The 23,228-nt window shown below is 62.2% G+C and carries 24 protein-coding genes and 1 riboswitch; of the genes, 18 read left to right on the top strand and 6 right to left on the bottom strand.

Annotation, left to right across the window (positions count from 1 at the left end; genetic code table 11):
- Positions 1 to 204 precede the first annotated feature (204 nt).
- The 3 genes from DOCECA_RS15635 to purM are packed head-to-tail and all read right to left on the bottom strand — an operon-like array spanning position 205 to position 2,635.
- Positions 205 to 918 (bottom strand): DUF3108 domain-containing protein, encoded by a 714-nt coding sequence (locus tag DOCECA_RS15635; protein ID WP_420767452.1) that lies wholly within the window; start codon positions 916 to 918, stop codon positions 205 to 207.
- Between the two features lie 8 nt (positions 919 to 926).
- Positions 927 to 1,577, bottom strand: coding sequence for a phosphoribosylglycinamide formyltransferase (gene purN / locus DOCECA_RS15630; RefSeq protein WP_434560195.1), 651 nt, complete (start codon positions 1,575 to 1,577; stop codon positions 927 to 929).
- On the bottom strand, positions 1,577 to 2,635 hold the full coding sequence (gene purM, locus DOCECA_RS15625; RefSeq protein WP_420767450.1) for a phosphoribosylformylglycinamidine cyclo-ligase: 1,059 nt from the start codon (positions 2,633 to 2,635) through the stop codon (positions 1,577 to 1,579). Before purM ends, purN begins: the two co-directional genes overlap by 1 nt.
- Before the next feature lie 365 nt (positions 2,636 to 3,000).
- On the opposite strand from purM, the gene DOCECA_RS15620 reads away from it, so the two are divergent.
- The 5 genes from DOCECA_RS15620 to DOCECA_RS15600 all read left to right on the top strand — a co-directional run bounded on the left by DOCECA_RS15620 (position 3,001) and on the right by DOCECA_RS15600 (position 7,623).
- The gene (locus DOCECA_RS15620) at positions 3,001 to 4,059 is read left to right on the top strand and encodes a DUF2066 domain-containing protein (RefSeq protein WP_445570780.1); all 1,059 of its coding nucleotides are present in this window, start codon (positions 3,001 to 3,003) and stop codon (positions 4,057 to 4,059) included.
- A 32-nt stretch (positions 4,060 to 4,091) separates the two neighbouring features.
- Entirely contained in the window at positions 4,092 to 5,165 is a 1,074-nt protein-coding gene (locus DOCECA_RS15615; protein ID WP_420767448.1) for an AI-2E family transporter, read from the top strand.
- Positions 5,166 to 5,334: 169 nt separating this feature from the next.
- Positions 5,335 to 6,039, top strand: a complete 705-nt coding sequence (gene hda, locus DOCECA_RS15610) for a DnaA regulatory inactivator Hda (protein WP_420767447.1) — start codon at positions 5,335 to 5,337, stop codon at positions 6,037 to 6,039.
- 258 nt (positions 6,040 to 6,297) lie between these two features.
- The gene (locus tag DOCECA_RS15605; protein ID WP_420767446.1) at positions 6,298 to 6,924 is read left to right on the top strand and encodes a C40 family peptidase; all 627 of its coding nucleotides are present in this window, start codon (positions 6,298 to 6,300) and stop codon (positions 6,922 to 6,924) included.
- Between the two features lie 165 nt (positions 6,925 to 7,089).
- Positions 7,090 to 7,623, top strand: a complete 534-nt coding sequence (locus DOCECA_RS15600; protein WP_434560191.1) for a C40 family peptidase — start codon at positions 7,090 to 7,092, stop codon at positions 7,621 to 7,623.
- An 83-nt stretch (positions 7,624 to 7,706) separates the two neighbouring features.
- Here the strand turns inward: DOCECA_RS15600 and DOCECA_RS15595 are convergent, their stop codons facing one another.
- The gene (locus tag DOCECA_RS15595; protein WP_445570779.1) at positions 7,707 to 9,017 is read right to left on the bottom strand and encodes a PQQ-dependent sugar dehydrogenase; all 1,311 of its coding nucleotides are present in this window, start codon (positions 9,015 to 9,017) and stop codon (positions 7,707 to 7,709) included.
- Positions 9,018 to 9,202: 185 nt separating this feature from the next.
- A complete protein-coding gene (locus tag DOCECA_RS15590) occupies positions 9,203 to 9,787 on the bottom strand; it encodes a hypothetical protein (protein WP_434560187.1) in 585 nt (194 codons plus the stop codon).
- A gap of 160 nt (positions 9,788 to 9,947) precedes the next feature.
- Positions 9,948 to 10,155: riboswitch (cobalamin riboswitch) on the top strand.
- Between the two features lie 81 nt (positions 10,156 to 10,236).
- Here DOCECA_RS15590 and cobO point away from each other — a divergent pair.
- The 13 genes from cobO (at position 10,237) to DOCECA_RS15525 (ending at position 21,722) form a co-directional block, all read left to right on the top strand.
- Positions 10,237 to 10,848 (top strand): cob(I)yrinic acid a,c-diamide adenosyltransferase, encoded by a 612-nt coding sequence (gene cobO / locus DOCECA_RS15585; RefSeq protein WP_420767442.1) that lies wholly within the window; start codon positions 10,237 to 10,239, stop codon positions 10,846 to 10,848.
- Positions 10,845 to 12,257: a cobyrinate a,c-diamide synthase gene (locus DOCECA_RS15580; RefSeq protein WP_445570778.1), complete on the top strand. Its 1,413-nt coding sequence runs from the start codon at positions 10,845 to 10,847 to the stop codon at positions 12,255 to 12,257. Before cobO ends, DOCECA_RS15580 begins: the two co-directional genes overlap by 4 nt.
- Complete coding sequence (bluB, locus tag DOCECA_RS15575; RefSeq protein ID WP_445570777.1) at positions 12,254 to 12,904, top strand: 5,6-dimethylbenzimidazole synthase; 651 nt, start codon at positions 12,254 to 12,256, stop codon at positions 12,902 to 12,904. The genes DOCECA_RS15580 and bluB overlap by 4 nt, the downstream gene beginning before the upstream one ends.
- Entirely contained in the window at positions 12,901 to 13,809 is a 909-nt protein-coding gene (gene cbiB / locus DOCECA_RS15570; RefSeq protein ID WP_434648650.1) for an adenosylcobinamide-phosphate synthase CbiB, read from the top strand. The genes bluB and cbiB overlap by 4 nt, the downstream gene beginning before the upstream one ends.
- The gene (cobD, locus tag DOCECA_RS15565) at positions 13,802 to 14,794 is read left to right on the top strand and encodes a threonine-phosphate decarboxylase CobD (RefSeq protein WP_434648649.1); all 993 of its coding nucleotides are present in this window, start codon (positions 13,802 to 13,804) and stop codon (positions 14,792 to 14,794) included. The genes cbiB and cobD overlap by 8 nt, the downstream gene beginning before the upstream one ends.
- Positions 14,791 to 16,242 (top strand): cobyric acid synthase, encoded by a 1,452-nt coding sequence (locus DOCECA_RS15560; RefSeq protein WP_445570776.1) that lies wholly within the window; start codon positions 14,791 to 14,793, stop codon positions 16,240 to 16,242. Before cobD ends, DOCECA_RS15560 begins: the two co-directional genes overlap by 4 nt.
- A 132-nt stretch (positions 16,243 to 16,374) precedes the next feature.
- Positions 16,375 to 16,896, top strand: a complete 522-nt coding sequence (gene cobU, locus DOCECA_RS15555; RefSeq protein WP_420767519.1) for a bifunctional adenosylcobinamide kinase/adenosylcobinamide-phosphate guanylyltransferase — start codon at positions 16,375 to 16,377, stop codon at positions 16,894 to 16,896.
- Complete coding sequence (gene cobT, locus DOCECA_RS15550) at positions 16,893 to 17,948, top strand: nicotinate-nucleotide--dimethylbenzimidazole phosphoribosyltransferase (protein WP_445570775.1); 1,056 nt, start codon at positions 16,893 to 16,895, stop codon at positions 17,946 to 17,948. Before cobU ends, cobT begins: the two co-directional genes overlap by 4 nt.
- Complete coding sequence (gene cobC / locus DOCECA_RS15545) at positions 17,945 to 18,520, top strand: alpha-ribazole phosphatase family protein (RefSeq protein WP_445570774.1); 576 nt, start codon at positions 17,945 to 17,947, stop codon at positions 18,518 to 18,520. Before cobT ends, cobC begins: the two co-directional genes overlap by 4 nt.
- Positions 18,521 to 18,522: 2 nt before the next feature.
- Positions 18,523 to 19,254, top strand: coding sequence for an adenosylcobinamide-GDP ribazoletransferase (locus DOCECA_RS15540; protein ID WP_445570773.1), 732 nt, complete (start codon positions 18,523 to 18,525; stop codon positions 19,252 to 19,254).
- Positions 19,255 to 19,325: 71 nt separating this feature from the next.
- A complete protein-coding gene (locus tag DOCECA_RS15535) occupies positions 19,326 to 19,730 on the top strand; it encodes a MarR family winged helix-turn-helix transcriptional regulator (protein WP_030142382.1) in 405 nt (134 codons plus the stop codon).
- Positions 19,731 to 19,782: 52 nt separating this feature from the next.
- A complete protein-coding gene (locus tag DOCECA_RS15530) occupies positions 19,783 to 20,991 on the top strand; it encodes an MFS transporter (protein WP_445570772.1) in 1,209 nt (402 codons plus the stop codon).
- A gap of 182 nt (positions 20,992 to 21,173) precedes the next feature.
- Positions 21,174 to 21,722 carry a glutathione peroxidase gene (locus DOCECA_RS15525; RefSeq protein ID WP_420767432.1) on the top strand — a complete coding sequence of 183 codons (549 nt, stop codon included), beginning with the start codon at positions 21,174 to 21,176 and terminating at the stop codon, positions 21,720 to 21,722.
- Between the two features lie 98 nt (positions 21,723 to 21,820).
- On the opposite strand, the gene DOCECA_RS15520 is transcribed toward DOCECA_RS15525, so the two are convergent.
- Positions 21,821 to 23,101, bottom strand: a complete 1,281-nt coding sequence (locus DOCECA_RS15520; RefSeq protein WP_445570771.1) for an OmpP1/FadL family transporter — start codon at positions 23,099 to 23,101, stop codon at positions 21,821 to 21,823.
- Positions 23,102 to 23,228: the final 127 nt, after the last annotated feature.

The raw sequence follows: 23,228 nt of genomic DNA, 5'->3' as shown, positions 1-23,228 counted from the left end.
TCCCTCGGTTCGTTAAGAAGTTTTCATGGAAAGTCCAACGATCCTGGAGGCCAGGCGGTGCGCGGCATTCGGTCGCAGGTGGTTTTTCATGAAGAAGTTTTCATGTCGTCAAGCAGGCTCGCTCCCACAGGGGTAGGTGGTGGGCTTGGAATAGCGAACAAAAAAAAGCCCCGCGTATGCGGGGCTTCGTGTTGTTGATGTGGATCAGCTGCCTTTAACAGCCTTGCCGTTGACCGTGCCGTCCTGGAGCATGATGTTGTACTCCTTGCCGTCAGTCTCGACCTGTTGCAGGCGTACCAGCAGGTAGTCCCAGTCCTTGGCGAACCAAAGCACGGTGATGCGCTTGCTCTGTGTCGGGTCGCGCACGCGCTCGACCTTGATCGCGTCGATCTGGCCGGCCTTGGTGTCGACTTTCTCCGAGCCCAGCACGCGGAAGTCATAGGTATCGACTTCGCCATCATCAACGACCTGGTAGCTCATGCTTTTCTTGCCGGCCGCGACGTCATGCTGAAGGGCGAGCTGATAAGTGGATTTGTCGACCATGCCCCGGTTCAGCGGGATCTTGACCGCGTCACCGCGATCGGTGCCGGTGACCATCTTGGTGTTCCAGTCGAAGTCCAGATCAGCCTTCTTTGCCTTGCCCAGACCACCGCGCTCGAAGTGGTAGGACTGTGGCAGGAGAGTGTCCTTGTCCAGGGTCAGGGTGCTTTCTTCGGTCAGGCTGGCGATCATCATCGAAGCCTTGAAGCTCAGCTTCCAGATGCCGTTGGCCTCTTTGGTCAGGCTGCGTTCGGCGGTGCCGCTCATGGGCAACTGCTTCCAGTCGGCGGTGTAGCTGGCGGAGAACGGTTGAAGGTCTGCCGCTTGTGCCAGGGGCAGGGCAAGCAGAGCGCAAGCGAAGAGCAGGGCGCGACGCATAAAATCTCCTAGTATCGAATCAAATGGCCGCTGGCGGCGAGCAACTGGCCGTCCAGTGAGGCTCCCCGATCGTCGAGGGCCAGCCGGCCTTCGGCAAACCAACGCACGGCCATCGGGTAGATCTGGTGCTCGCGGGCATGGACCCGTTGCGCCAGGCTTTGCGGCGTGTCGTGCAACTCTACCGGTATTACTGCCTGTACGACCAGTGGTCCGCCATCGAGTTCCTCGGTGACGAAGTGCACCGAGCAGCCATGCTCCGTGTCTCCGGCCTCCAGCGCCCGCTGGTGAGTGTGTAACCCTTTGTATTTGGGCAGCAGCGAAGGATGGATATTGAACAGGCGGCCTTGGTAATGACGCACGAAGCCGGCGCTGAGGATGCGCATGAAACCGGCCAATACCACCAGTTGCGGATTGAAGGCGTCGATCTGTTCGATCAACGCGGCATCGAAGGCTTCGCGGCCTTCGTATGCCTTGTGATCCAGGACGCGGGTGTCGATCCCTGCGTCCGTGGCACGTTGCAGGCCGTAGGCATCTGCGCGGTTGGAAATCACCGCGCGAATACGGACCGGGCTGTCGCCGGTCCGCGTGCTGTCGATCAGGGCCTGCAAGTTACTGCCGGTGCCGGACAGCAGCACCACCACGTCACAGGTTGCGGACATCAGTGTGCCTTAAGGTTTTGCAGCTCGACTTGCGCAGCGCCTTCGGCCGCGGTGGCGATCTGGCCGATGACCCAAGGCTGTTCGCCTGCGTCACGCAGCACGTTCAGGGCAGTCTCGACGTGCTCCTGGGCCACGCAGATGACCATGCCCACGCCGCAGTTCAACACGCGGTGCATTTCGGTTTCGTCGACGTTGCCTTTTTCCTGCAGCCAGTCGAATACGGCCGGGCGGGTCCAGCTCGCCACGTCGACCACGGCCTGGGCGCCTTTTGGCAGCACGCGCGGGATGTTGTCCAACAGGCCACCACCGGTGATGTGGGCCATGGCCTTGACGGCGCCGGTGTCCTTGATCAGCTTGAGCAGCGGCTTGACGTAGATGCGGGTGGGGGCCATCAGCAGGTCGGCCAGCGGCTTGCCGTCGAGCTGGGTGTTCTCGATGTCCGCGCCCGAGACTTCGATGATCTTGCGGATCAGCGAGTAGCCGTTGGAGTGCGGGCCGGAAGAAGGCAAGGCAAGCAGGGCATCGCCGGCGGCAACTTTCGAGCCGTCGATGATTTCGGCTTTTTCCACGACGCCTACGCAGAAACCGGCCAGGTCGTAGTCTTCGCCTTCATACATGCCAGGCATTTCAGCGGTTTCGCCGCCCACCAGGGAGCAGCCGGACAGCTCACAGCCGGCGCCGATGCCGGTCACGACCTGGGCAGCGGTGTCGACGTTCAGTTTGCCGGTGGCGTAGTAGTCGAGGAAAAACAGCGGCTCGGCGCCGCAGACCACCAGGTCGTTCACGCACATGGCCACCAGGTCGATGCCGATGCTGTCGTGCTTGTTCAGGTTCAGGGCCAGGCGCAACTTGGTGCCGACGCCGTCGGTGCCCGAGACCAGTACCGGTTGCTTGTAGCCGGCCGGGATCTCGCAGAGGGCGCCGAAACCGCCCAGGCCGCCCATGACTTCCGGGCGCGCAGTGCGCTTGGCGACGCTCTTGATGCGTTCGACCAATGCTTCACCGGCGTCGATGTCCACACCGGCGTCCTTGTAGCTCAGGGAAGGTTGCTTGCTCATGATCCAGGCCTTTAAAGGGGGGAATTCTGGGTAACGACCGATCGCCGGGGCCCTTGGATAACCGATGTACGATTATTCCGGATGCCCAGCCATTGCCGGTCTGCGAAGGCGCGCGATTTTATCAGGCTTGTGGGGCAGCGGCCATCCTCGCGCCGACGGGCAGGGTCATATCCGCCAAAAAAACCGATATTTCTTCTGTTGGTACTGCACGGCGCGTCTGTATAAGGTGTAGCGGTAAGCGACTGTGGTTGTGACAGTGTCGAAACTTGCCTCGGGCGGCTGAATGTTTTGCCGGGCGCCGTGTCACAGCCATGCTCAGTCTTCTCCACACGGCCGGTGCCAGCCGTTTTGTCCGGGAATTTTCCATGCGTCTGTTCAAACTCTTGTCTGTTGGCTGCCTGTCGCTGATCAGCCTGGCGAGCCATGCCGAAACCCTCAACAACCTTTATCAGGTACGTGAACCGGTCAGCAGCCAGGCACCGGACGAGCGTAACCAGGCAACCTTGCGAGCGCTGGATACCCTGGTGCTGCGCCTGACCGGCGACACCAAGGCCGCGCAGAACCCTGGCCTGGCGGCGATCCGCAAGGACCCGCAACAAATCATTCTTCAATATGGCTACGACGCCGGCCCGCCGGAAAGTCTGCAGGTGGATTTCGATCCCGCCAGCACCGACCGGGCGTTGCGTTCGGCGGGGTTGTCGCTGTGGGGCGCGAATCGCCCCTCGATCCTGGGCTGGTGGCTCAACGACTCGGTAGAAGGTTCCAGCCTGGTGGGGGATGGACAGGCCAGCGCCACGCCGTTGCGCCGCGCTGCCCAGCACCGGGGCTTGCCGCTGCACCTGCCGCTGGCGGACTTGAGCGAGCAGATTGTCGCCACTGCGCCGAACCTTGAAGGCAACGACCCGGCGCCGTTGCGCGAGGTGTCGGAGCGTTATGGTTCCGACGCGTTGCTGGCGGTCCACGCCAAGGAAGAGGGTGGGCAGTGGCAAGCGACGTGGCGCCTGTGGCTGGGCGACCAGCGCGAGCAGGGCAGTGCCCAGGGCGGCGATCCTGCCGCACTGGCCGACGCCGTGATGTTGGCGGTGAGCCAGCGCCTGGCGCCGCGCTTCGTGGCCAAGCCGGGGGTGGCGACGGAACAATTGCTCGAAGTGCAGGGCATGAACCTCGAACGTTACGCGGCGCTAGGGCGGTTGCTCGAACCGTTCGGTGGGCAGTTGCAGCGGGTCGAAGGCGACGTGATCGTCTACAAGGTCAATGGCAGCGCCGAGCAGTTGAAGGCACAACTGGCCTTGGCGAAACTCCAGGAAGTACCCGCCGGTGAGGTTGTCGCGCCGCCGCCCGTGGCTCAGCCTGCTGCCGATGGAACAATCTCGCCCGCGCAGCCAACACCGGCGCCGACCCCGAACCTGCGGTTTCGCTGGTAGGATTTCTTCCTTTATAGAGTCAGGAGTGGTTCATGGGCGATACGCGGCGTTGGTTCTGGTTGGGTGGGGTCGCCCTGCTGATTGCGTTTATCTACTTGCTGCACCCGATTCTCACGCCGTTCCTGGTTGCGCTGCTGTTGGCCTATCTATTCGATCCGGTGGTGGATCGCCTGGAAAAACTCGGCTTGTCCAGGACGTGGGGCGTGGTGGCGGTGTTCGCGCTGTTCACCTTGATCGTCAGTGCCCTGTTGCTGGTATTGATCCCCATGCTCGCCAAGCAACTGTTGCGCCTGTATGAGCTGGCGCCGCAGATGCTTGATTGGCTGCAACACACCGCGGTGCCTTGGGTGCAGTCGAAACTGGGGCTGGCCGATGGCTTCTGGAAGTTCGACAAGGTCAAGGCGGCCATCAGCGAACATATGGGACAGACCACCGACATCGTCGGCGTGGTGTTGAGCCAGGCCACGGCTTCGAGCCTGGCGTTGATCGGCTGGCTGGCGAATCTGGTGCTCATTCCGGTGGTAGCGTTCTATCTGCTGCGCGACTGGGACCTGATGATGGCCAAGATCCGCAGCCTGCTGCCGCGTCACCGTGAAGAACGCATCATGACGCTCACCGGCGAATGCCATGAAGTGTTGGGGGCGTTCGTGCGCGGGCAACTGCTGGTCATGGTCGCGCTGGGCTTTATTTATGCGGCGGGGTTGATGCTGGTAGGGCTGGAGCTGGGGTTGCTGATTGGCATGATCGCCGGATTGGCGGCCATCGTGCCCTACATGGGCTTCGTCATTGGAATTGGCGCGGCGTTGATCGCCGGACTCTTCCAGTTTGGCGGGGACCTGTATCCCATGGTTGGTATCGTGGCGGTGTTCATGGTCGGGCAGGCCCTGGAAGGCATGGTGCTGACGCCGTTGCTGGTGGGTGATCGTATTGGCCTGCATCCGGTGGCGGTGATCTTTGCGATCCTGGCGGGGGGCGAGCTGTTCGGCTTTACCGGGATCCTGCTGGCGCTGCCGGTGGCGGCGGTGATCATGGTGCTGGTGCGGCATATGCACGATCTGTACAAGGATTCGGACATCTACAGCGGCGTTGAAGACCCTGAACTGTAGGTTAAATCCAGGGCAGGGCGTCAGGGAAACTGACGCTTCGCTCCCTTGTCGCTGCAAACCTTTGATTTTGCTCGTGGTCCGGCGCATTGTGCGGTCTGCGTCACGGGTATAAACTTTGCAAACTTTACACAGAGGCCACTAATGGTTCCTTTGGAGCCGTTCAGTCAGCATGAAACCGATTCAGCTGCCCCTTGGTGTGCGTCTGCGTGATGACGCCACCTTTATCAACTACTACCCAGGCGCCAATGCCGCTGCACTCGGCTATGTCGAGCGGCTTTGCGAAGCCGACGCTGGCTGGACCGAAAGCCTGATATACCTGTGGGGCAAGGACGGAGTAGGGCGCACGCACCTTTTGCAGGCCGCCTGCTTGCGGTTCGAGCAGCTGGGCGAGCCGGCCGTCTACCTGCCGTTGGCGGAGCTGATGGATCGCGGCGTTGAAATCCTCGACAACCTCGAGCAGTACGAACTGGTCTGCCTGGATGACCTGCAGGCCGTTGCCGGCAAGGCGGACTGGGAAGAGGCGCTGTTTCATTTGTTCAACCGACTGCGCGACAGCGGCCGACGCCTGTTGATCGCCGCATCGACCTCGCCACGGGAATTGCCGGTGAAGCTGGCGGACCTGAAATCGCGCCTGACCCTGGCGCTGATTTTCCAGATGCGTGCGCTTTCCGATGAGGACAAGCTACGGGCATTGCAACTGCGTGCTTCGCGACGTGGCCTGCACCTGACCGACGAGGTTGGTCATTTCATCCTCACCCGCGGCACGCGCAGCATGAGCGCATTGTTCGAATTGCTCGAACGCCTCGACCAGGCATCGCTCCAGGCCCAGCGCAAGCTGACGATTCCTTTTTTGAAAGAAACCTTGGGGTGGTGAAAATTTTTTGGACGAGATCTTTTGTGGCGAGGGAGCTTGCTTCCGCTTGAGCGAAGCGCTCACAAAAGGGGCCGCTGCGCCCGAAGCGTCGGACCGGCCCAGCGGGAGCAAGCTCCCTCGGCACCGTTCAAAATGGGCTTAAGCGCTTAGATGTAAACAAAAAACCGGGAAGTCACATTTGCATCGATTGAATTTGCAAATGAGGTTGATAGAAGGCATAGTCTCGCCATCTTTACTACTTCAGCCACGGTCGTGCCCATGCTCAGTCGCTTCGCACCCCTCGTGCCTCTCGCACTCGTTACCCTGTTGTTCGGTTGCGCTGCCCACTCTCCAGTGTCCCAGCAAGCGCAGCAACCCCAAGTCAAGAGTTCTGTAACTGCCCAATCTTCCTCCGTTGCGTTCCAGGAAGAAGTGGCCTCCGATAAAGAGCTGGCAGACTTCGCCGGCAGCAAGCCTTATCAGCTTCCGGTGCTGGCGGACAGCATCCTGGAACGCGGCATGTCCTTGATTGGCACTCGTTACCGTTTTGGCGGTACCTCCGAGGCCGGCTTCGATTGCAGTGGCTTCATCGGTTACCTGTTTCGTGAAGAGGCGGGCATGAACCTGCCCCGTTCCACCCGCGAAATGATCAACGTAAATGCCCCGCTGGTTGCTCGCAACCAGCTTGAGCCTGGCGACCTGTTGTTTTTCAGCACCAATGGTCGTCGCGGTCGGGTCAGTCACGCCGGTATCTACCTGGGCGACAACCAGTTCATCCACTCCAGCAGCCGCCGCAGCGGTGGGGTGCGAATCGACAGCCTGGGCGACAGCTACTGGAGCAAGACCTTCATCGAAGCCAAGCGTGCCCTTGCCATGGCACCGACCGTGGTCACGGCTCGCAAGTAAGCGCACAGTTTGTAGGGCAAACTTAAAGTCTTACTTGAAGTTTGTCCCATAGCCGCTAGAATCCTAGATCATTGATTGATGGCAATCCGCCTGCGTACTACGCGGGCGGATTTGTTTCCATCTCCACGGCAGAAAAGCCGCATCCAGATCAGGATTGTTCCGCATATGTCGACGTCGGCCCGCCTCGTTCTGATTGTTCTTGCCGCGCTGCTCAGCGCCTGCGCCAGTCGCACCCCACCGCCCGCGCCGGTGCGGGCTCCAGTGGTATTCGCGCCCTCCCAGACTTTTTCTCCCGCCGCTGAAGACGTGCTTTTCCGTGCGCTGGGCTTGGTGGGGACGCCCTATCGTTGGGGTGGCAACACGCCGGACTCAGGTTTCGATTGCAGCGGTTTGATCGGCTATGTGTACCGTGACGCTGCCGGGATCTCTTTGCCGCGTTCCACCCGCGAAATGATCAGCATGCACGCGCCAGAGGTTGGCAAAGATGCGTTGCAGACGGGCGACCTGGTGTTCTTCGCCACCAATGGTGGATCCCAGGTCAGCCATGCCGGGATTTATGTAGGGGAGGGACGTTTCGTCCACGCACCGGCCACCGGCGGCACGGTCAAGCTCGACAGTCTGTCCAAGGCCTATTGGCAGAAGGCCTACCTCGGTGCCAAGCGGGTGTTGCAACCGGAACATCTGGCGCGTAATCCCTGACCCTGACGATTGATTTTTTGCGACGCTGGATCGCTCTTGTGGCGAGGTAGCTTGCTCCCTCGCCACGGGGATCGGTTTGAGCGTTAATTTTTCGATACCCGCCAGATCTTGTTCCCTACGTCATCAGCCACCAACAACCCACCTTGTTTATCGATCACCACGCCCACCGGCCGCCCCTGGGCTTTTTCGTCTGCGTTGAGGAAACCGGTCAGCACGTCCACGGGCTGGCCCACGGGTTTGCCGGCATTGAACGGGACGAAGATTACTTTGTAGCCACTGTGGGGCTTGCGGTTCCAGGAGCCGTGTTGCCCGATGAAGGCGCCTTCTGTTAACGGCGCGGGCAATGTGCTGCCTTCGGCGAAGGTCAGGCCCAATGAAGCCGTATGAGGGCCGACGGCATAGTCGGGAGCAATGGCCTTGGCCACAAGTTCGGGATTTTGCGGCTCGACGCGCACGTCGATGTTCTGCCCGTAGTAGCTGTACGGCCAGCCATAAAAGCCGCCGTCCTTCACCGAGGTGATGTAGTCCGGCACCAAGTCGCTGCCGATCTCATCCCGTTCGTTGACCGCCGTCCACAGGGCGCCGCTGCGAGGCTCCCAGGCCAGGCCGTTGGGGTTGCGCAGCCCTGAGGCGAAGATGCGGTGACTGCCGGTGGCCCGATCCACCTCCCAGATGGCCGCGCGGCCTTCTTCCGCGTCCATGCCATTTTCCGCGACGTTGCTGTTGGAGCCGGTCGTGACGTACAACTTGCTACCGTCCCGGCTGGCAATGACGTTCTTGGTCCAGTGGTGGTTGAGGGGGCCGCCGGGCAAATCGACAACCTTGGTGGGTTGCGCCTTTATTTGCGTATCGCCTTCCTTGTAAGGGAAACGGATCAACCGGTCGGTGTCGGCCACATAGAGGTCACTGCCCACCAGCGTCATGCCGAACGGGGAATTGAGGTTTTCCAGGAAAATCGTCCGGGTTTCGGCGACGCCGTCGTGATTGGCGTCCCGCAGCAGGGTGATGCGATTGGGGCTGGGGACGCCAGCGCCGGCGCGGTCCATGACTTTCTTCATGACCCAGCCACGAATGCCTTGGGTATCGTCGGGCTTGGGGGGAGCGTTGGTTTCGGCCACCAGCACATCGCCGTTGGGTAGCACGTAAAGCCAGCGCGGATGATCCAGGCCTTCGGCAAAGGCAACCACCTTCAGGCCTGGGGCCGGGGTTGGCTTGGCGCCGTCCGGCCATCCGATGGCTTCAGCGATATTCACCGTGGGCATCAGGGTCTTGTTCGGCTCGGGCAGTTTCGGTGACGGGCCGATGCCGTCGGAAACCTGCAATGTCGACGACTCGCCGCAAGCGACAAGCCCTGTAGCAAGGGCGGCGATCAACAGGTGATTTGGCTTGAGCATGCGGACTTCCCTATGAGTGCATGTGATTACTCATAGAGAAGCGTAGACGTGGGATGGTTCAACGGTGGGGCGACCCGCCTGGCAAACGAATTTCCTGAGGGAGCGAGCCTGCTCGCGAAAGCAGGTCAACCTGGCAGTGAAATGCGGGTTGCTCCCCCGTCTAGCGAGCAGGCTCGCTGCCACAATCAACCATGAGCCTGCTTGAACAGCACCGCGACCCCTGGGTGATAGTGTCCGGCCTCGTTGCGCAACTTGCGGTAGGCATAAGGGAAGTACCAGGCCACGGCGCAGGTGTTTTCCTTTTGCAGGTCATCGATCATGTCCTGCAACTCTTCTGGCGTCGCGCTTTGCTGGGCTTTTTGCGGGGCGATGAACAGGCAACCCAGTTTCAGGTCGCTGGCGTAGCTGATCCGCTTGGCGTCGCTGGTGGCTTCCAGCAACGGTTGGGTCAGGTTCAGGTTGTTGACCTTCGGCCAGCGCTGCGTGCTCTGGATGTAGGCGCGTTCATCGCTGCTGGCAATCAACAGATCGGCGCTGACATTACGTTCGCCTTCTTCATTCTGCTTGCGAGTCGCTGCGTCCTGCAGCGTGACCATCTCCGCCATCCAGGCTGCGGCCGACAGCAGACCGAGATTGGCTTTTTCATTGTGCCAATAGGGTGTGTCGTTATCGCCGCGCACGGCGTTGTAGCGGTCGATACAATCGAACCAGCGTTCCAGCACCGGGCGCAGGAATTCCAGTTTCGGATTGCTGATGATCATGCCTTGCATCGCATTTGCCCTCTTGTTCTTGTGATATCGGGTCGTAGTGTCTCTTTGATATCACTTGCCGCAGGATCACACAAGATTGACGTCAGCTTATTGATCCCGGCCAATATCCATTGCGCTGCCCATCGCGGCTTTAATTGACGCTCAACCCCCAACCCTCTAACCTTCGCGGCTTGTTTCAGGTGCTCTATGGCAATGGCCGATAGGGTGAAACAGGGAAGCCGGTGCGTGCACAAACCCGGCGCTGCCCCCGCAACGGTAAATGAGTCAAGGCTGCGTATAGGCCACTGTGTCGCATGACATGGGAAGGCGCACAGCCAGGCGTTACGCCGCTCATGAGCCCGGAGACCGGCCTGATTCATCCAACGGCATCACGGTGGGCGATGCCAGGCTCGTTGCCGTCCTTTTTTATGCCCGCCCGCCGTTATCCAGTCCCAACGGAGAGCTCCCCCATGACCGACACGCCCGATCGCGACGAACGCCACCTGGCGCGCATGCTGCGCAAGAAAGCCGTGATTGACGAGCGCATCGCCAATTCGCCCAACGAGTGCGGCCTTCTGCTGGTGCTGACCGGCAACGGCAAGGGCAAGAGCAGTTCTGCGTTCGGCATGCTGGCCCGGGCCATGGGGCACGGCATGCAATGTGGCGTGGTGCAATTCATCAAGGGTCGCAACAGCACCGGCGAGGAGCTGTTTTTCCGCCGCTTCCCGGAGCAGGTGCGCTTCCATGTCATGGGAGAGGGCTTTACCTGGGAAACCCAGGATCGCCAGCGCGACATTGCCGCCGCCGAAGCCGCGTGGGCGGTGTCCCGTGAGTTGCTCAGCGACCCGTCCATTGGGCTGGTGGTGCTCGACGAACTGAACATCGCCCTCAAGCACGGTTACCTCGACCTGGATCAGGTCTTGAGTGATCTGCAGGCTCGTCCGCCCATGCAACATGTGATCGTGACAGGCCGCGGCGCCAAGCCCGAGATGATCGAGCTGGCCGACACCGTGACCGAAATGGGCATGATCAAGCACGCTTTCCAGGCCGGGATAAAGGCGCAGAAAGGCGTCGAACTGTGAGCCGAGTGTCGACCGCCAGCCGCCATTGCCCGGCGGTCTTGATTGCCGCCCCGGCTTCAGGCCAGGGCAAGACCACCGTCACCGCGGCTCTGGCCCGGTTGCACCGCAACCAGGGGCGCAAGGTGCGCGTGTTCAAGTGTGGTCCCGACTTCCTCGATCCAATGATCCTTGAGCGAGCCAGTGGCGCGCCGGTCTATCAGTTGGACATGTGGATGGTCGGAGAGCAGGAAAGTCGCCGGTTGTTGTGGGAAGCCGCCGCAGAAGCGGACCTGATTTTGATTGAAGGCGTGATGGGGCTGTTCGACGGCACACCGTCTAGCGCCGACCTGGCCCGGCATTTCGGCGTGCCGGTGCTGGCGGTTATCGATGGCACGGCCATGGCCCAGACATTCGGTGCCTTGGCCTTGGGCCTGGCACGGTATCAGCCGGATTTGCCCTTCGCCGGGGTCTTGGCCAATCGGGTCGGCACCTTGCGCCACGCGCAATTGCTCGAAGGGAGCCTGACTGAAGGCTTGCGCTGGTACGGCGCGCTTTCGCGGGAAACCGGCATCGAGCTGCCGAGCCGCCATCTTGGCCTGGTGCAGGCCAGCGAATTGAATGACCTGGACGTGCGTCTCGATGCCGCCGCCGAGGCGCTGGCGGGCAGTTGTGAAGTGGCATTGCCGCCTTCGGTGGAGTTCGCGGCGCCGGAACTGACGGCCGTTGAGCGGTGGCTCGACGGCGTCCGCATCGCCGTGGCCCGTGATGAGGCATTTGCCTTTACTTATGGCGCCAGCCTCGATCTGCTGCAAGCCATGGGCGCGCAGTTGAGTTTCTTTTCGCCGATCCACGACACCCAATTGCCCGAGGCGGACAGCCTCTATCTACCCGGTGGATATCCCGAGCTGCACCACGTTGCCCTGGCGCAAAACGCGCCCATGCTGGCGGCGATCCGCGCCCACCATGCATCCGATAAGCCCTTGCTCGCCGAATGCGGCGGCATGCTGTACCTGCTCGATTCACTCACCGACGTCGAAGGCACGCGCGCCGAACTGCTGGGTATGCTGAGCGGCGATGCGCAGATGCAAAAACGCTTGGCGGCCCTCGCGCTGCAATCGGTGGATCTGCCGGAAGGCAACCTGCGCGGGCATACCTATCATCATTCCTTGACCAGCACCACGCTTGAGCCGATTGCCCGTGGGCATAGCCCCAATGGCGGGCGAGGGGCGGAGACGGTTTTCCGACAAGGGCGGATGACGGCTTCGTACGTGCATTTTTATTTTCCGTCCAATCCGAGGGCGATTGCCGCTTTGTTTGCGCCGGACCGAGAAGCAGCCTTCGCGAACAGGCCCGCTCCCACAGGGGATGGTGTGACCTCCAGTACGACGCCTGCCAGTGTGGGAGCGAGCCTGCTCGCGAATCGGCCATGACAGACAGCACTTTTTCCCAAGCCGAACGCGAGGCTGTCTACCGCGCCATCGCCGAACGCCGAGACATGCGTCATTTCATCGGCGGCAGCGTCGAGCCGCAATTGCTGCGCCGCCTGCTTGAAGCCGCGCACCAGGCGCCTAGCGTCGGGCTGATACAGCCGTGGCGGTTTCTGCGCATCAGCGATCGCGCCTTGCGCGGCGAAATCCAGAACCTGGTGGAAGAAGAGCGCATTCGCACCGCCGAAGCCCTGGGCGAGCGTAGTGATGAATTCATGAAGCTCAAGGTGGAAGGTATCCACGACTGCGCCGAAGTGCTGGTGGCCGCGTTGATGGACGACCGCGAGCGGCACATTTTCGGTCGCCGGACCTTGCCGGAAATGGACTTGGCCTCGCTGTCCTGCGCGATCCAGAATCTGTGGCTGGCGGCCCGCGTCGAAGGGCTGGGGATGGGCTGGGTGTCGTTGTTCGAGCCCCAGGCCATGGCCGATCTGTTGGGCCTGCCGGAGGGCGCAAAGCCCCTGGCGATTCTGTGCCTGGGGCCGGTCGAGGGCTTTTACCCAGCGCCCATGCTCGCCTTGGAAGGCTGGGCGAAACCGCGGCCGCTCGAGGAACTGATTTATGAAAATCGCTGGGGAGTGCGTCCATGAGCGTAGCGTTGCTCAGTGCCGCCGCGGTGGCGCTGGATGCGTTGCTGGGCGAGCCCCGGCGCTGGCATCCTCTGGTCGCGTTCGGCCGTCTTGCCAATCGTATCGAACAGCGTTTCAACTCCGGTGGACGGGGCTGGCGCAGTCACGGTGTCACGGCGTGGATCATCGCCGTGCTGCCCTTGACGTTGCTGGCCACAGCCTTGTCCTGGGCGCCCCTGGTAGGGTGGCTGGTGGACATTCTCGCGTTGTATTGCGCCCTCGGCTTGCGCAGCCTTGGTGAACATGTCGAGCCAGTGGCCCGGGCGTTGCGCAGTGGCGATCTGGACGAGGCACGCCAGCGGGTGAGTTATCTGGTCAGCCGCGAAACCGCCGAGTTGGATGAAAACGCCGTGGCCCGCGCCGCCACCGAGTCGGTGTTGGAAAACGGCAGCGACGCGGTGTTCGCCGCCTTGTTCTGGTTCGCGGTGGCTGGCGCGCCTGGCGTGGTGTTGTATCGGTTGAGCAATACCCTCGACGCCATGTGGGGTTATCGCAACGAGCGCTTCGAACGTTTTGGCTGGGCGGCGGCAAAGATCGACGACATGCTCAACTATATTCCCGCGCGCCTGGTGGCCCTGACCTACGCGTTGCTCGGCAAGACCCGACTGGCGTTCAGATGTTGGCGCACCCAGGGGCCAACCTGGGACAGCCCCAATGCCGGGCCGGTGATGGCCGCCGGCGCCGGAGCGCTGGGCGTGGAGCTGGGCGGCGCGGCGATCTACCACGGCGAGCTGCATCAACGTCCGCCCTTGGGCGAAGGCGTGCCGGCCAGTGCCGATTCCATTGATCGCGGCTGGCAATTGGTGCAACGCGGCGTATGGTTATGGCTGCTGATTCTCTGCCTCGGAGCCGAGTTTTATGCTTGAGCATGGTGGACGACTGCGCAAGGCCTCCCGGCAATATGGCATTGCCGAGGCCGACTGGCTCGACCTGTCCAGCGGCCTGGCGCCCTGGCCGTTCGACGTTCCGCCGATCCCGCTGCGGGCCTGGGCGCGCCTACCCGAGGCCGACGATGGATTGGAGCAGGCCGCCTGCGATTATTACGAAGCGACGCACGTGTTGCCGGTGGCCGGTTCGCAGATGGCCATCCAGCTGTTGCCGCGCCTGCGCCGGGCCGGCAAGGTGGGTGTTTTGTCGCCCTGTTACGCCGAGCACGCCGAAGCCTGGCGCCGCAGCGGGTACATCGTGCGCGAAGTGCTGGAGACGGAAGTCGATTTTTTCCTCGACAGCCTCGACGTGCTGGTGGTGGTCAATCCGAACAACCCCACGGGCCTGAGCCTGAGCCCCGAACGCTTGCTGAATTGGCACGCACGGTTGGCCCAGCGCGGTGGCTGGCTGGTGGTGGATGAAGCGTTCATGGACATGACACCGCATCTGAGCCTCAGCGCCCACGCCCATCAGGTCGGGCTGATTGTATTGCGATCGTTTGGCAAGTTCTTTGGCCTGGCCGGGGTTCGCCTGGGGTTTGTCCTGGCGGAGCGGCGTTTGCTCAAGCTGCTCGCCGAGCAAGTCGGACCCTGGGCGGTGAGCGGGCCGACCCGGGTCCTGGGCGAGGCGTGTCTTCTGGATACCGAGGCCCAGGTTCGTCAACGACAGCGCTGCGAAGAAACCAGCCAACGCCTGGCATCGACGCTGCAACGCTTCGGCTTCAAGCCCCAGGGCGGCTGCGCATTGTTCCAGTGGCTGGTCACCCCGCACGCCCAGGCCCTGTATGAATTCATGGCCCATCGCGGCATTCTGCTGCGCCTGTTCATCCACACCAGCAGCCTGCGTTTCGGGTTGCCCGCCGATGATGCCGGGTTCCTGCGCCTCGAGCAGGCTTTCGAGGCCTACGCCAAGGACATTCGATGACAACCTTGATGGTGCAGGGCACCACCTCCGATGCCGGCAAAAGTACCTTGGTCACGGCGCTCTGCCGTTGGGTTACGCGCCAGGGTGTGAAGGTGGTGCCGTTCAAGCCGCAGAACATGGCGCTCAACAGCGCGGTGACCGCCGACGGTGGCGAAATCGGCCGGGCCCAGGCTGTTCAGGCACAGGCCTGTGGCCTCGAGCCCCATACCGACATGAATCCGGTGCTGCTCAAGCCCAACAGCGATACGGGCGCCCAGGTCATCATCCATGGCCGTGCCGTGACCACCATGAACGCGGTGGCCTATCACGATTACAAAGCCATCGCGATGCAAGCGGTACTGGCCTCCCACGCGCGCTTGAGCGCGACATACCCGGTCGTCATGGTGGAAGGCGCGGGATCGCCGGCGGAGATCAACCTGCGGGCCGGAGACATCGCCAATATGGGCTTTGCCGAGGCGGTGGACTGCCCGGTGCTGCTGATTGCCGACATCAATCGTGGCGGGGTATTCGCCCATCTGGTCGGCACACTGGAGTTGCTTTCGCCCAGCGAGCAGGCGCGGGTAAAGGGTTTCATCATCAATCGTTTTCGCGGTGATATCGCCTTGCTGCAGCCGGGGCTGGATTGGTTGGAAACGCGCACTGGCAAACCGGTGATCGGCGTGTTGCCGTATGTAATGGACCTGCACCTGGAGGCAGAGGATGGCCTCGACCAGCGCCAGGCCGACAAGGCTGAACAAGTGCTCAAGGTAGTGGTGCCGGTGCTGCCGCGCATCAGCAACCACACCGATTTCGACCCGCTGCGCCTGCATCCGCAGGTCGACCTGCAATTCATCGGCCCTGGCCAGGCCATCCCGCCTGCCGACCTGATTATCCTGCCCGGGTCCAAAAGCGTGCGCAGCGATTTGGCCTACCTGCGGGCTAATGGCTGGGAAACGGCCATCCAGCGCCACTTGCGCTACGGCGGCAAGTTATTGGGTATCTGCGGCGGTTTGCAGATGCTCGGCCAGCAGGTCCACGATCCGCTCGGGCTGGAAGGCGTGGCAGGTTCCAGCGCCGGGTTGGGCTTGTTGGATTTCGAAACGACCCTGGAGCGCGAAAAGCAACTGCGCAACGTCCGCGGGCGACTGACCCTGGAAGACGCCGAGGTCAGCGGCTACGAAATCCACGCGGGCGTCACCGTCGGCGCGGCCCTGGAACATGCGGCGGTGCGCTTGGACGATGGCCGTTGCGATGGCGCCCAGAGCCGCGATGGACAGATTTTTGGTACTTATCTGCATGGGCTCTTTGAGTCGCCGGCAGCCAGCAGTGCATTGCTGCGTTGGTCGGGTCTGGAGGACGTACAGACGGTGGATTACCACGGCTTGCGCGAGCGAGATATCGAGCGGTTGGCGGATTTGGTGGAGCGGCATCTGGACACCGGGCTGCTGCGTGAGCTCTGTGGGATCTAGGGTGGCTGGGCTGGCGTCATCGCGAGCAGGCTCGCTCCCACATTGGTCTTGCGGCGCACAGAGATCCTGTGGGAGCGAGCCTGCTCGCGAAGGGGTCGGCACCCACACCGCCTATTTTGAAAGGGTATGAACATGCTCCAACTGATCCTCGGCGGCGCCCGCTCGGGCAAGAGTCGCCTGGCCGAAAAACTCGCCGCGAGCACAGGCTTGCCGGTGACTTACATCGCCACCAGTCAACCCCTGGACGGCGAAATGAACGAGCGTGTCGCCCAGCACCGCGCCCGGCGCCCCGCCGAATGGGCGCTGGTGGAGGAACCGTTGGCGCTGGCGCGGGTGCTGGAAGAAAACGCCGCACATGATCAATGCCTGTTGGTGGATTGCCTGACGCTCTGGCTCACCAACCTGCTGATGCTTGATGACGCCGACCGGCTGGTCGCCGAGCGTGAAGCGCTGCTGGATTGCATCAGTGCGCTTCCTGGCGAGGTCATATTCGTCAGCAACGAGACCGGCATGGGCGTCGTGCCGCTGGGGGAGTTGACCCGTCGTTATGTCGATGAAGCCGGTTGGCTGCATCAAGCCCTGGCCGAACGTTGTCAGCGCGTCGTGTTGACCGTCGCCGGCTTGCCCCTGACCCTTAAAGGAACTGCGTTATGAATCACCGCTGGTGGCTGGACCCGTGCAAGCCCGTCGATACCCAAGCGCTGGAACAGGCCGCGGCCCGTCAGCAACAGCTGACCAAACCGGCCGGCTCCCTGGGGCGACTGGAATCGATGGCGGTGCAACTGGCGGGCCTGCAAGGGCAGGTCAAACCGAACTTTGACCGGTTGTGGGTTGCGATTTTCGCCGGTGATCATGGCGTCGTGGCCGAAGGTGTCTCGGCGTATCCCCAGGAAGTCACCGGGCAGATGTTGCTCAACTTCGTCAACGGCGGCGCGGCCATCAGCGTTCTGACGCGGCAATTGGGCGCGTCCCTGGAAGTGATCGACCTGGGCACTGTAACGCCTTCGCTGAATTTGCACGGCGTGCGCCATTTGAACCTGGGTCCTGGCACGGCGAATTTCGTCCGGGGGCCGGCGATGACCCTGGCGCAAGGCGAACAGGCCCTGCAAGCCGGACGCGATAGCGTGGCGCGCGCGGTCGCGGCTGGAACGCAATTGTTCATCGGCGGCGAGATGGGCATCGGTAATACCACTGCCGCCAGTGCCCTGGCCTGTGCCTTGCTCGACTGCCCGGTGACGCACCTGGTCGGGCCGGGCACGGGCTTGGACGCGGCAGGTATCAGCCGCAAGGCCCAGGTGATCGAGCGGGCCCTGGCGTTGCACGGTGGTGCGAGCGGCGACCCGTTGCAGACATTGTTCAACCTCGGCGGTTTCGAAATCGCGGCGTTGGTCGGTGCGTACCTGGCCTGCGCTCAGCAGGGCGTCGCCGTGCTGGTGGATGGGTTTATCTGCAGCGTAGCGGCGCTGGTGGCGGTGCGGCTCAATCCCGGATGTTGCCCATGGCTGCTGTTCGGTCATCGCGGTGCCGAGCCGGGTCACCGGCACGTGTTGGAAACCCTCGGCGCCGAACCGCTGCTGGACTTGGGCTTGCGCCTGGGCGAGGGCAGTGGCGCGGCGCTGGCGGTGCCGTTGTTGCGCCTGGCCTGTGACCTTCACGGGCAGATGGCGACGTTTGCCGAAGCGGCCGTGGCGGATCGCCCGGCATGATCTTGCGCCTGGACCTGCTGCGTCACGGTGAAACCGAGCTGGGCGGCGGCTTGCGCGGCAGCCTCGACGACGCCCTGACGGCCAGGGGCTGGGAGCAGATGCACGAGGCGGTCGCCCAAGGCGGGCCGTGGGATCGCCTGGTGTGCTCGCCATTGCAGCGATGCGCCCGTTTCGCCGAACAACTTGGCGCCCGGCTTGGCGTTCCGGTGCAGGCGGACAAAGACTTGCAAGAGTTGCATTTCGGCGCCTGGGAAGGTCGCAGCGCGGCGGCATTGATGGAGACCGACGCCGAGGCCCTCGGTCGCTTTTGGGCCGATCCTTACGCCTTCACACCTCCCGGAGGTGAGCCGGTATTAGCGTTCTCGGCGCGGGTGCTGGCGGCGGTCGAGCGCTTGCACCTCGCATATGCCGGTCAGCGCGTGTTGCTGGTCAGTCATGGCGGCGTGATGCGCTTGCTACTGGCCCAGGCCCGGGGGTTGCCACGCGAGCAATTACTGAATGTCGAAGTCGGCCATGGTGCGCTGTTTTTACTGGCGGTGTCCTCCGGCCCCGTGCTTAGAGAGGCTGGCTGAGCATGTTGCCCTTCTGGATCGCCCTGCAATTTCTCAGCAGCTTGCCGATTCGCTTGCCGGGCATGCCTGAGCCCCGCGAGCTGGGGCGTTCGCTGTTGTTCTATCCCGTGGTGGGGCTGTTGTTCGGCGGTTTGCTGTGGTTGCTCGATGCACTGTTGGCGGGCGCGCCGGTGATGCTGCATGCCGCGCTGCTACTGATGGCGTGGGTGCTGCTCAGCGGCGGGCTGCACCTGGACGGCCTGGCCGACAGCGCCGATGCCTGGCTCGGCGGTTTCGGCGATCGTGAGCGTACGTTGCTGATAATGAAGGATCCACGCAGCGGGCCGATCGCCGTGGTCACGCTGGTGCTGGTGTTGCTGCTCAAATGGACCGCGCTGGTGGCGCTGATCGAGCAGGGGGATGCGTTGGCCTTGCTCGTTGTGCCGGTGCTGGGGCGTAGCGCCTTGCTGGGGTTGTTCCTCACCACGCCGTATGTGCGTGCCGGTGGGCTGGGCCAAGCGTTGGCCGATCATTTGCCGCGCCGCTCGGGCTGGCAGGTGTTGTCGGCCGGAGCGCTGGGGTGCGTGCTGGTGATGGGATGGGCGGGGCTGTGGACGTTGGCGGTCGCCGTGCTGGTATTTATCGGTTTGCGCCACATCATGCTGCGCAGGCTGCAGGGATGCACCGGCGACACCGCGGGCGCCTTGCTGGAATTGCTGGAAATGGCGGTTCTGGTGGCGTTGGCCTTGAGCTGAATCCCGGCTTGTCAGCGGTCAGGGCCTCATTTAAATTTGCATTCATTTAGTCGCGGGTATATACACGCATCATGCTTCCTTCCCAATGTCTGTGCATCAACCTGCGTCGCGCCGCGCGTGGCGTCAGCAGGTACTACGACGGCGCTCTCGATGGCTTCGGGATCAACGTTGCCCAGTATTCTTTGCTCAATAACCTGGCGCGCCTGGACCAGCCGAGCATTTCGTCCCTGGCCGAGGCCATGGGCCTGGACCGCAGCACCCTAGGGCGCAACCTACGGGTGCTGGAAGGCGAGGGGTTGGTGAAGTTGGCTGAGGGCGACGATTTGCGCAACCGCATCGTTGTGCTCACCGAGGCGGGAAATGCCCGGTTGGCGGCGGCATTGCCGGCCTGGGAAGCGGCACAACAGAAATTGATCGACAAGCTCGGTGCCGAAAAGCGCGCGACCTTGCTGGCCTTGCTGGATGAGTTGGCGTGACGCCGGTTCGTCCGATGATAAGTGGGTATATACCCGCGACCGGAGAATAAGAATGACATCGATGTGGCGTACCTGTGGTTGGGTCCTGGTGGGCAGTGCGCTGATCCTGGCGTTGTCCCTGGGCGTGCGGCATGGCTTCGGGTTGTTCCTGGCGCCGATGAGCGCCGAATTCGGCTGGGGCCGGGAGGTGTTTGCCTTCGCCATCGCTTTGCAGAACCTGATCTGGGGCCTGGCGCAGCCTTTCACGGGCGCCCTGGCGGATCGCTTCGGTGCGGCAAAAGTGGTGTTGATCGGTGGTGTCCTGTATGCGGTCGGCCTGGTCTTCATGGGCATGGCCGACTCGCCCTGGTCATTGTCGTTGAGCGCCGGCCTGTTGATCGGCATCGGCCTGTCCGGCACTTCGTTCTCGGTGATTCTTGGTGTGGTCGGGCGGGCCGTCCCTCCGGAAAAACGCAGCATGGGCATGGGCATCGCCAGCGCGGCCGGCTCGTTTGGCCAGTTCGCGATGTTGCCGGGCACGCTGGGGCTGATTGGTTGGCTCGGCTGGTCCGCGGCGCTGTTGGCGCTGGGCCTGCTGGTGGCGTTGATCGTGCCCTTGGTCAGTATGCTCAAGGACGCACCGGCACCCCTGAGCGGCAACGAGCAGACCTTGTCCGAAGCGTTGCGCGAGGCGTGCAGTCATTCCGGTTTCTGGCTGTTGGCGGTCGGTTTTTTTGTCTGCGGGTTCCAGGTGGTGTTCATCGGCGTGCATCTGCCGGCCTATCTGGTGGACCAGCACCTGCCGGCCAGCGTCGGCACCACCGTGTTGGCGCTGGTCGGTCTGTTCAATATCTTCGGCACCTACACCGCCGGCTGGCTGGGCGGGCGCATGTCCAAGCCGCGCCTGCTGACTGGCCTGTACCTGGTGCGGGCGGTGGTGATCGGCCTGTTCCTGTGGTTGCCAGTGACGACGACCACGGCTTATCTGTTCGGCATGGCGATGGGTTTTCTCTGGTTATCGACGGTGCCATTGACCAACGGGACGGTCGCCACGTTGTTCGGTGTACGAAATCTCTCGATGCTGGGTGGGATCGTGTTCCTGTTCCACCAGTTGGGCTCGTTCCTCGGTGGTTGGCTGGGCGGCGTCGTGTACGACCGCACGGGCAGCTACGACTTGATCTGGCAGGTGTCGATTTTGCTCAGCCTGCTCGCGGCTGCGTTGAACTGGCCGGTGCGTGAGCGCCCGGTTGCCCGCCTGCAAGCCCAGGCGGGTGCGGCATGAGCCGCGTCGGCCCATGGTTGATCGCAGCCGGCGCCGCCGCGCTGCTGGCGGTCGCCTGGTGGGGCTGGCGCCAGGGCGGGTTGGTTTTGATGCAGCTGGGCATGGGCAGCTGCTGACGTGTGGACGGCATCGGGCGCGCGGAGTAACGTCGTGGTCTGACAGGCTTACAAGGAAAATCCGACATGATGCGTTGGTTTGCTGTTCCCACCCTGTTGCTGGCTATGACCGGGCATGTATGGGCGGCTGAGTGCCCGTCACTCTTGGAGGGTTCGCTGCCCAAGCTGCGGGCCAAGGAAACCGTCGATTTGTGCCAGCGTTTCGCTGGCAAACCCTTGGTGGTGGTCAACACGGCCAGCTTCTGTGGGTTCGCTCCACAATTCAAAGGGCTCGAGGCGCTTAACCAGCGCTATAAAAGTGAAGGGTTGGAAGTGCTGGGCGTGCCGTCCAACGACTTCAAGCAGGAATCCAAGGACGGCGCGGAGACCGCCAAGGTTTGCTACGTCAACTATGGCGTGACCTTTACCATGACCGAACCGCAACCGGTACGGGGCGCGGATGCCATTCCCTTGTTCAAGCACCTGGCCGAACAGTCCAGCGCGCCGAAATGGAATTTCTACAAATACGTCGTGGATCGCCAGGGCAAGGTAGTTGGCAGCTTTTCCAGTCGGATAAAACCCGACGATCCTGATTTCATCAAGGCGGTGGAGACGGCTATCGCTTCAAAACCTTGATCCTCAACCACGAAAAAGCCCCGCTTTCTTTACAGAGAGCGGGGCTTTTTTTTGCTTCAGGTGGCGACCGGCTGTTTATGCCTGCTCGCCGTGGATCATCAGAAGCGGTAGGTTGCGCCGACGCCGAAGCCGTTGGCGCTGTTTTCGTATTCAGCGTTGTAGGCCTGGCCCAGGGCGTTGGCTCTGTTGACGTTGACTTTTTCTTCCTTGAGATAGGAATAGGCCACGTCGATGGTCAGGTCGTCGGTTGGGCTCCAGCCGGCACCCAGGCTGAAGATGGTCCGGTCGCCGGTAGGAATGCGAGGCGAACGGTCGGCGTTGTTGGTCGGCGACTGGTCGAAGGACAGGCCGGTGCGCAGTACCCATTGCTTGTTCAACTGGTAGGAGGTACCGATGGCGTAGGCCCAGGTGTCGTGCCAGTTCTGTTCTTCGGTGATGGTGCCGAGGAGAGGTGGAGCGAACCCACCGCCAGCTGTCGTAACACCTTCGTTGTTCACGGTAATCTCTTTCAAGCGACTCCAGCGAGTCCATGTACTGCCAGCATAGACTGTCCAGGCATCGTTGATTTCTTGAGTAACCGAGAAATCCACCGACTCAGGTGTCGTGATGTCCAGCGAGGCGTCGTAGCGGGCACCACTCAGTACGAGAGGAGATGTACCAGCACCCGGGCTCACTTCAGTGTGGCCTTCAAGCTTGTACTTGACCTTCGAGTGGTAAGTCAGGCCGACACGGGTGGTGTCAGTGGCTTGCACCAGCAAACCGATGTTGTAGCCGTAGCCAATATCGTCGCCCTTGATCTGGACGTTGCCATCATTAGGCGAGAATGGCGTGGTCAACGCCGACTCCAGCGAACCCGAAATCCGGTTGATAGTCGGGCCAAAACCGATCGACACCTTGTCATTGAAGGCGTAGCTGATGGTTGGCTGGAAGGTCACGACCTTCACTTCGCTCTTGCTGCCGAAATTGCGGCCCTGGAAGCTGCTTTCGTAGTCGGTGATCAGGCCGAAGGGGGCGTAGACGCCCAGGCCGAATGCCCATTGATCGTCGATTGGCTTGACGTAGTAGCCCATCGGAACGCCGGTGAACGGGACCATGTCGCCATCGTTCGTACCGGACTGGGTGCCGCTGGCATCGTTGATGTCGGTGGATGCGTCGATGACGGCGAAGCCGCCGGTGACTTGTTGGCGCTTGAGGCGCGACATGCCGGCAGGGTTGCCAAACACGGTGCTCGCATCATCGGCAGAAGAAGAACGACCCGCGAAGCCAGTGCCCATGCCACTGATGCTTTGTTCGTTCAAGGCAAAGCCACTGGCGAAAATTTGGGTGGATGCCAAGGTAACGGCAAGGCCAAGGGTGGTTTTGAGCATCATTTTTTTCATTGTTAGAACTCCAGGTGATCACCGGGGCGAAAATTACCAACATTTTTGCCCAAGCGCTATAGCTTGTATGGCTTGATTTAGAGGGGTTTTGTAGGACAATCCGACCAAAATCGTCGCAGTTGTAGGA

Source organism: Pseudomonas sp. E102 (genome assembly GCF_052660185.1).
This window is presented reverse-complemented; position numbering and strand designations above follow the sequence as displayed.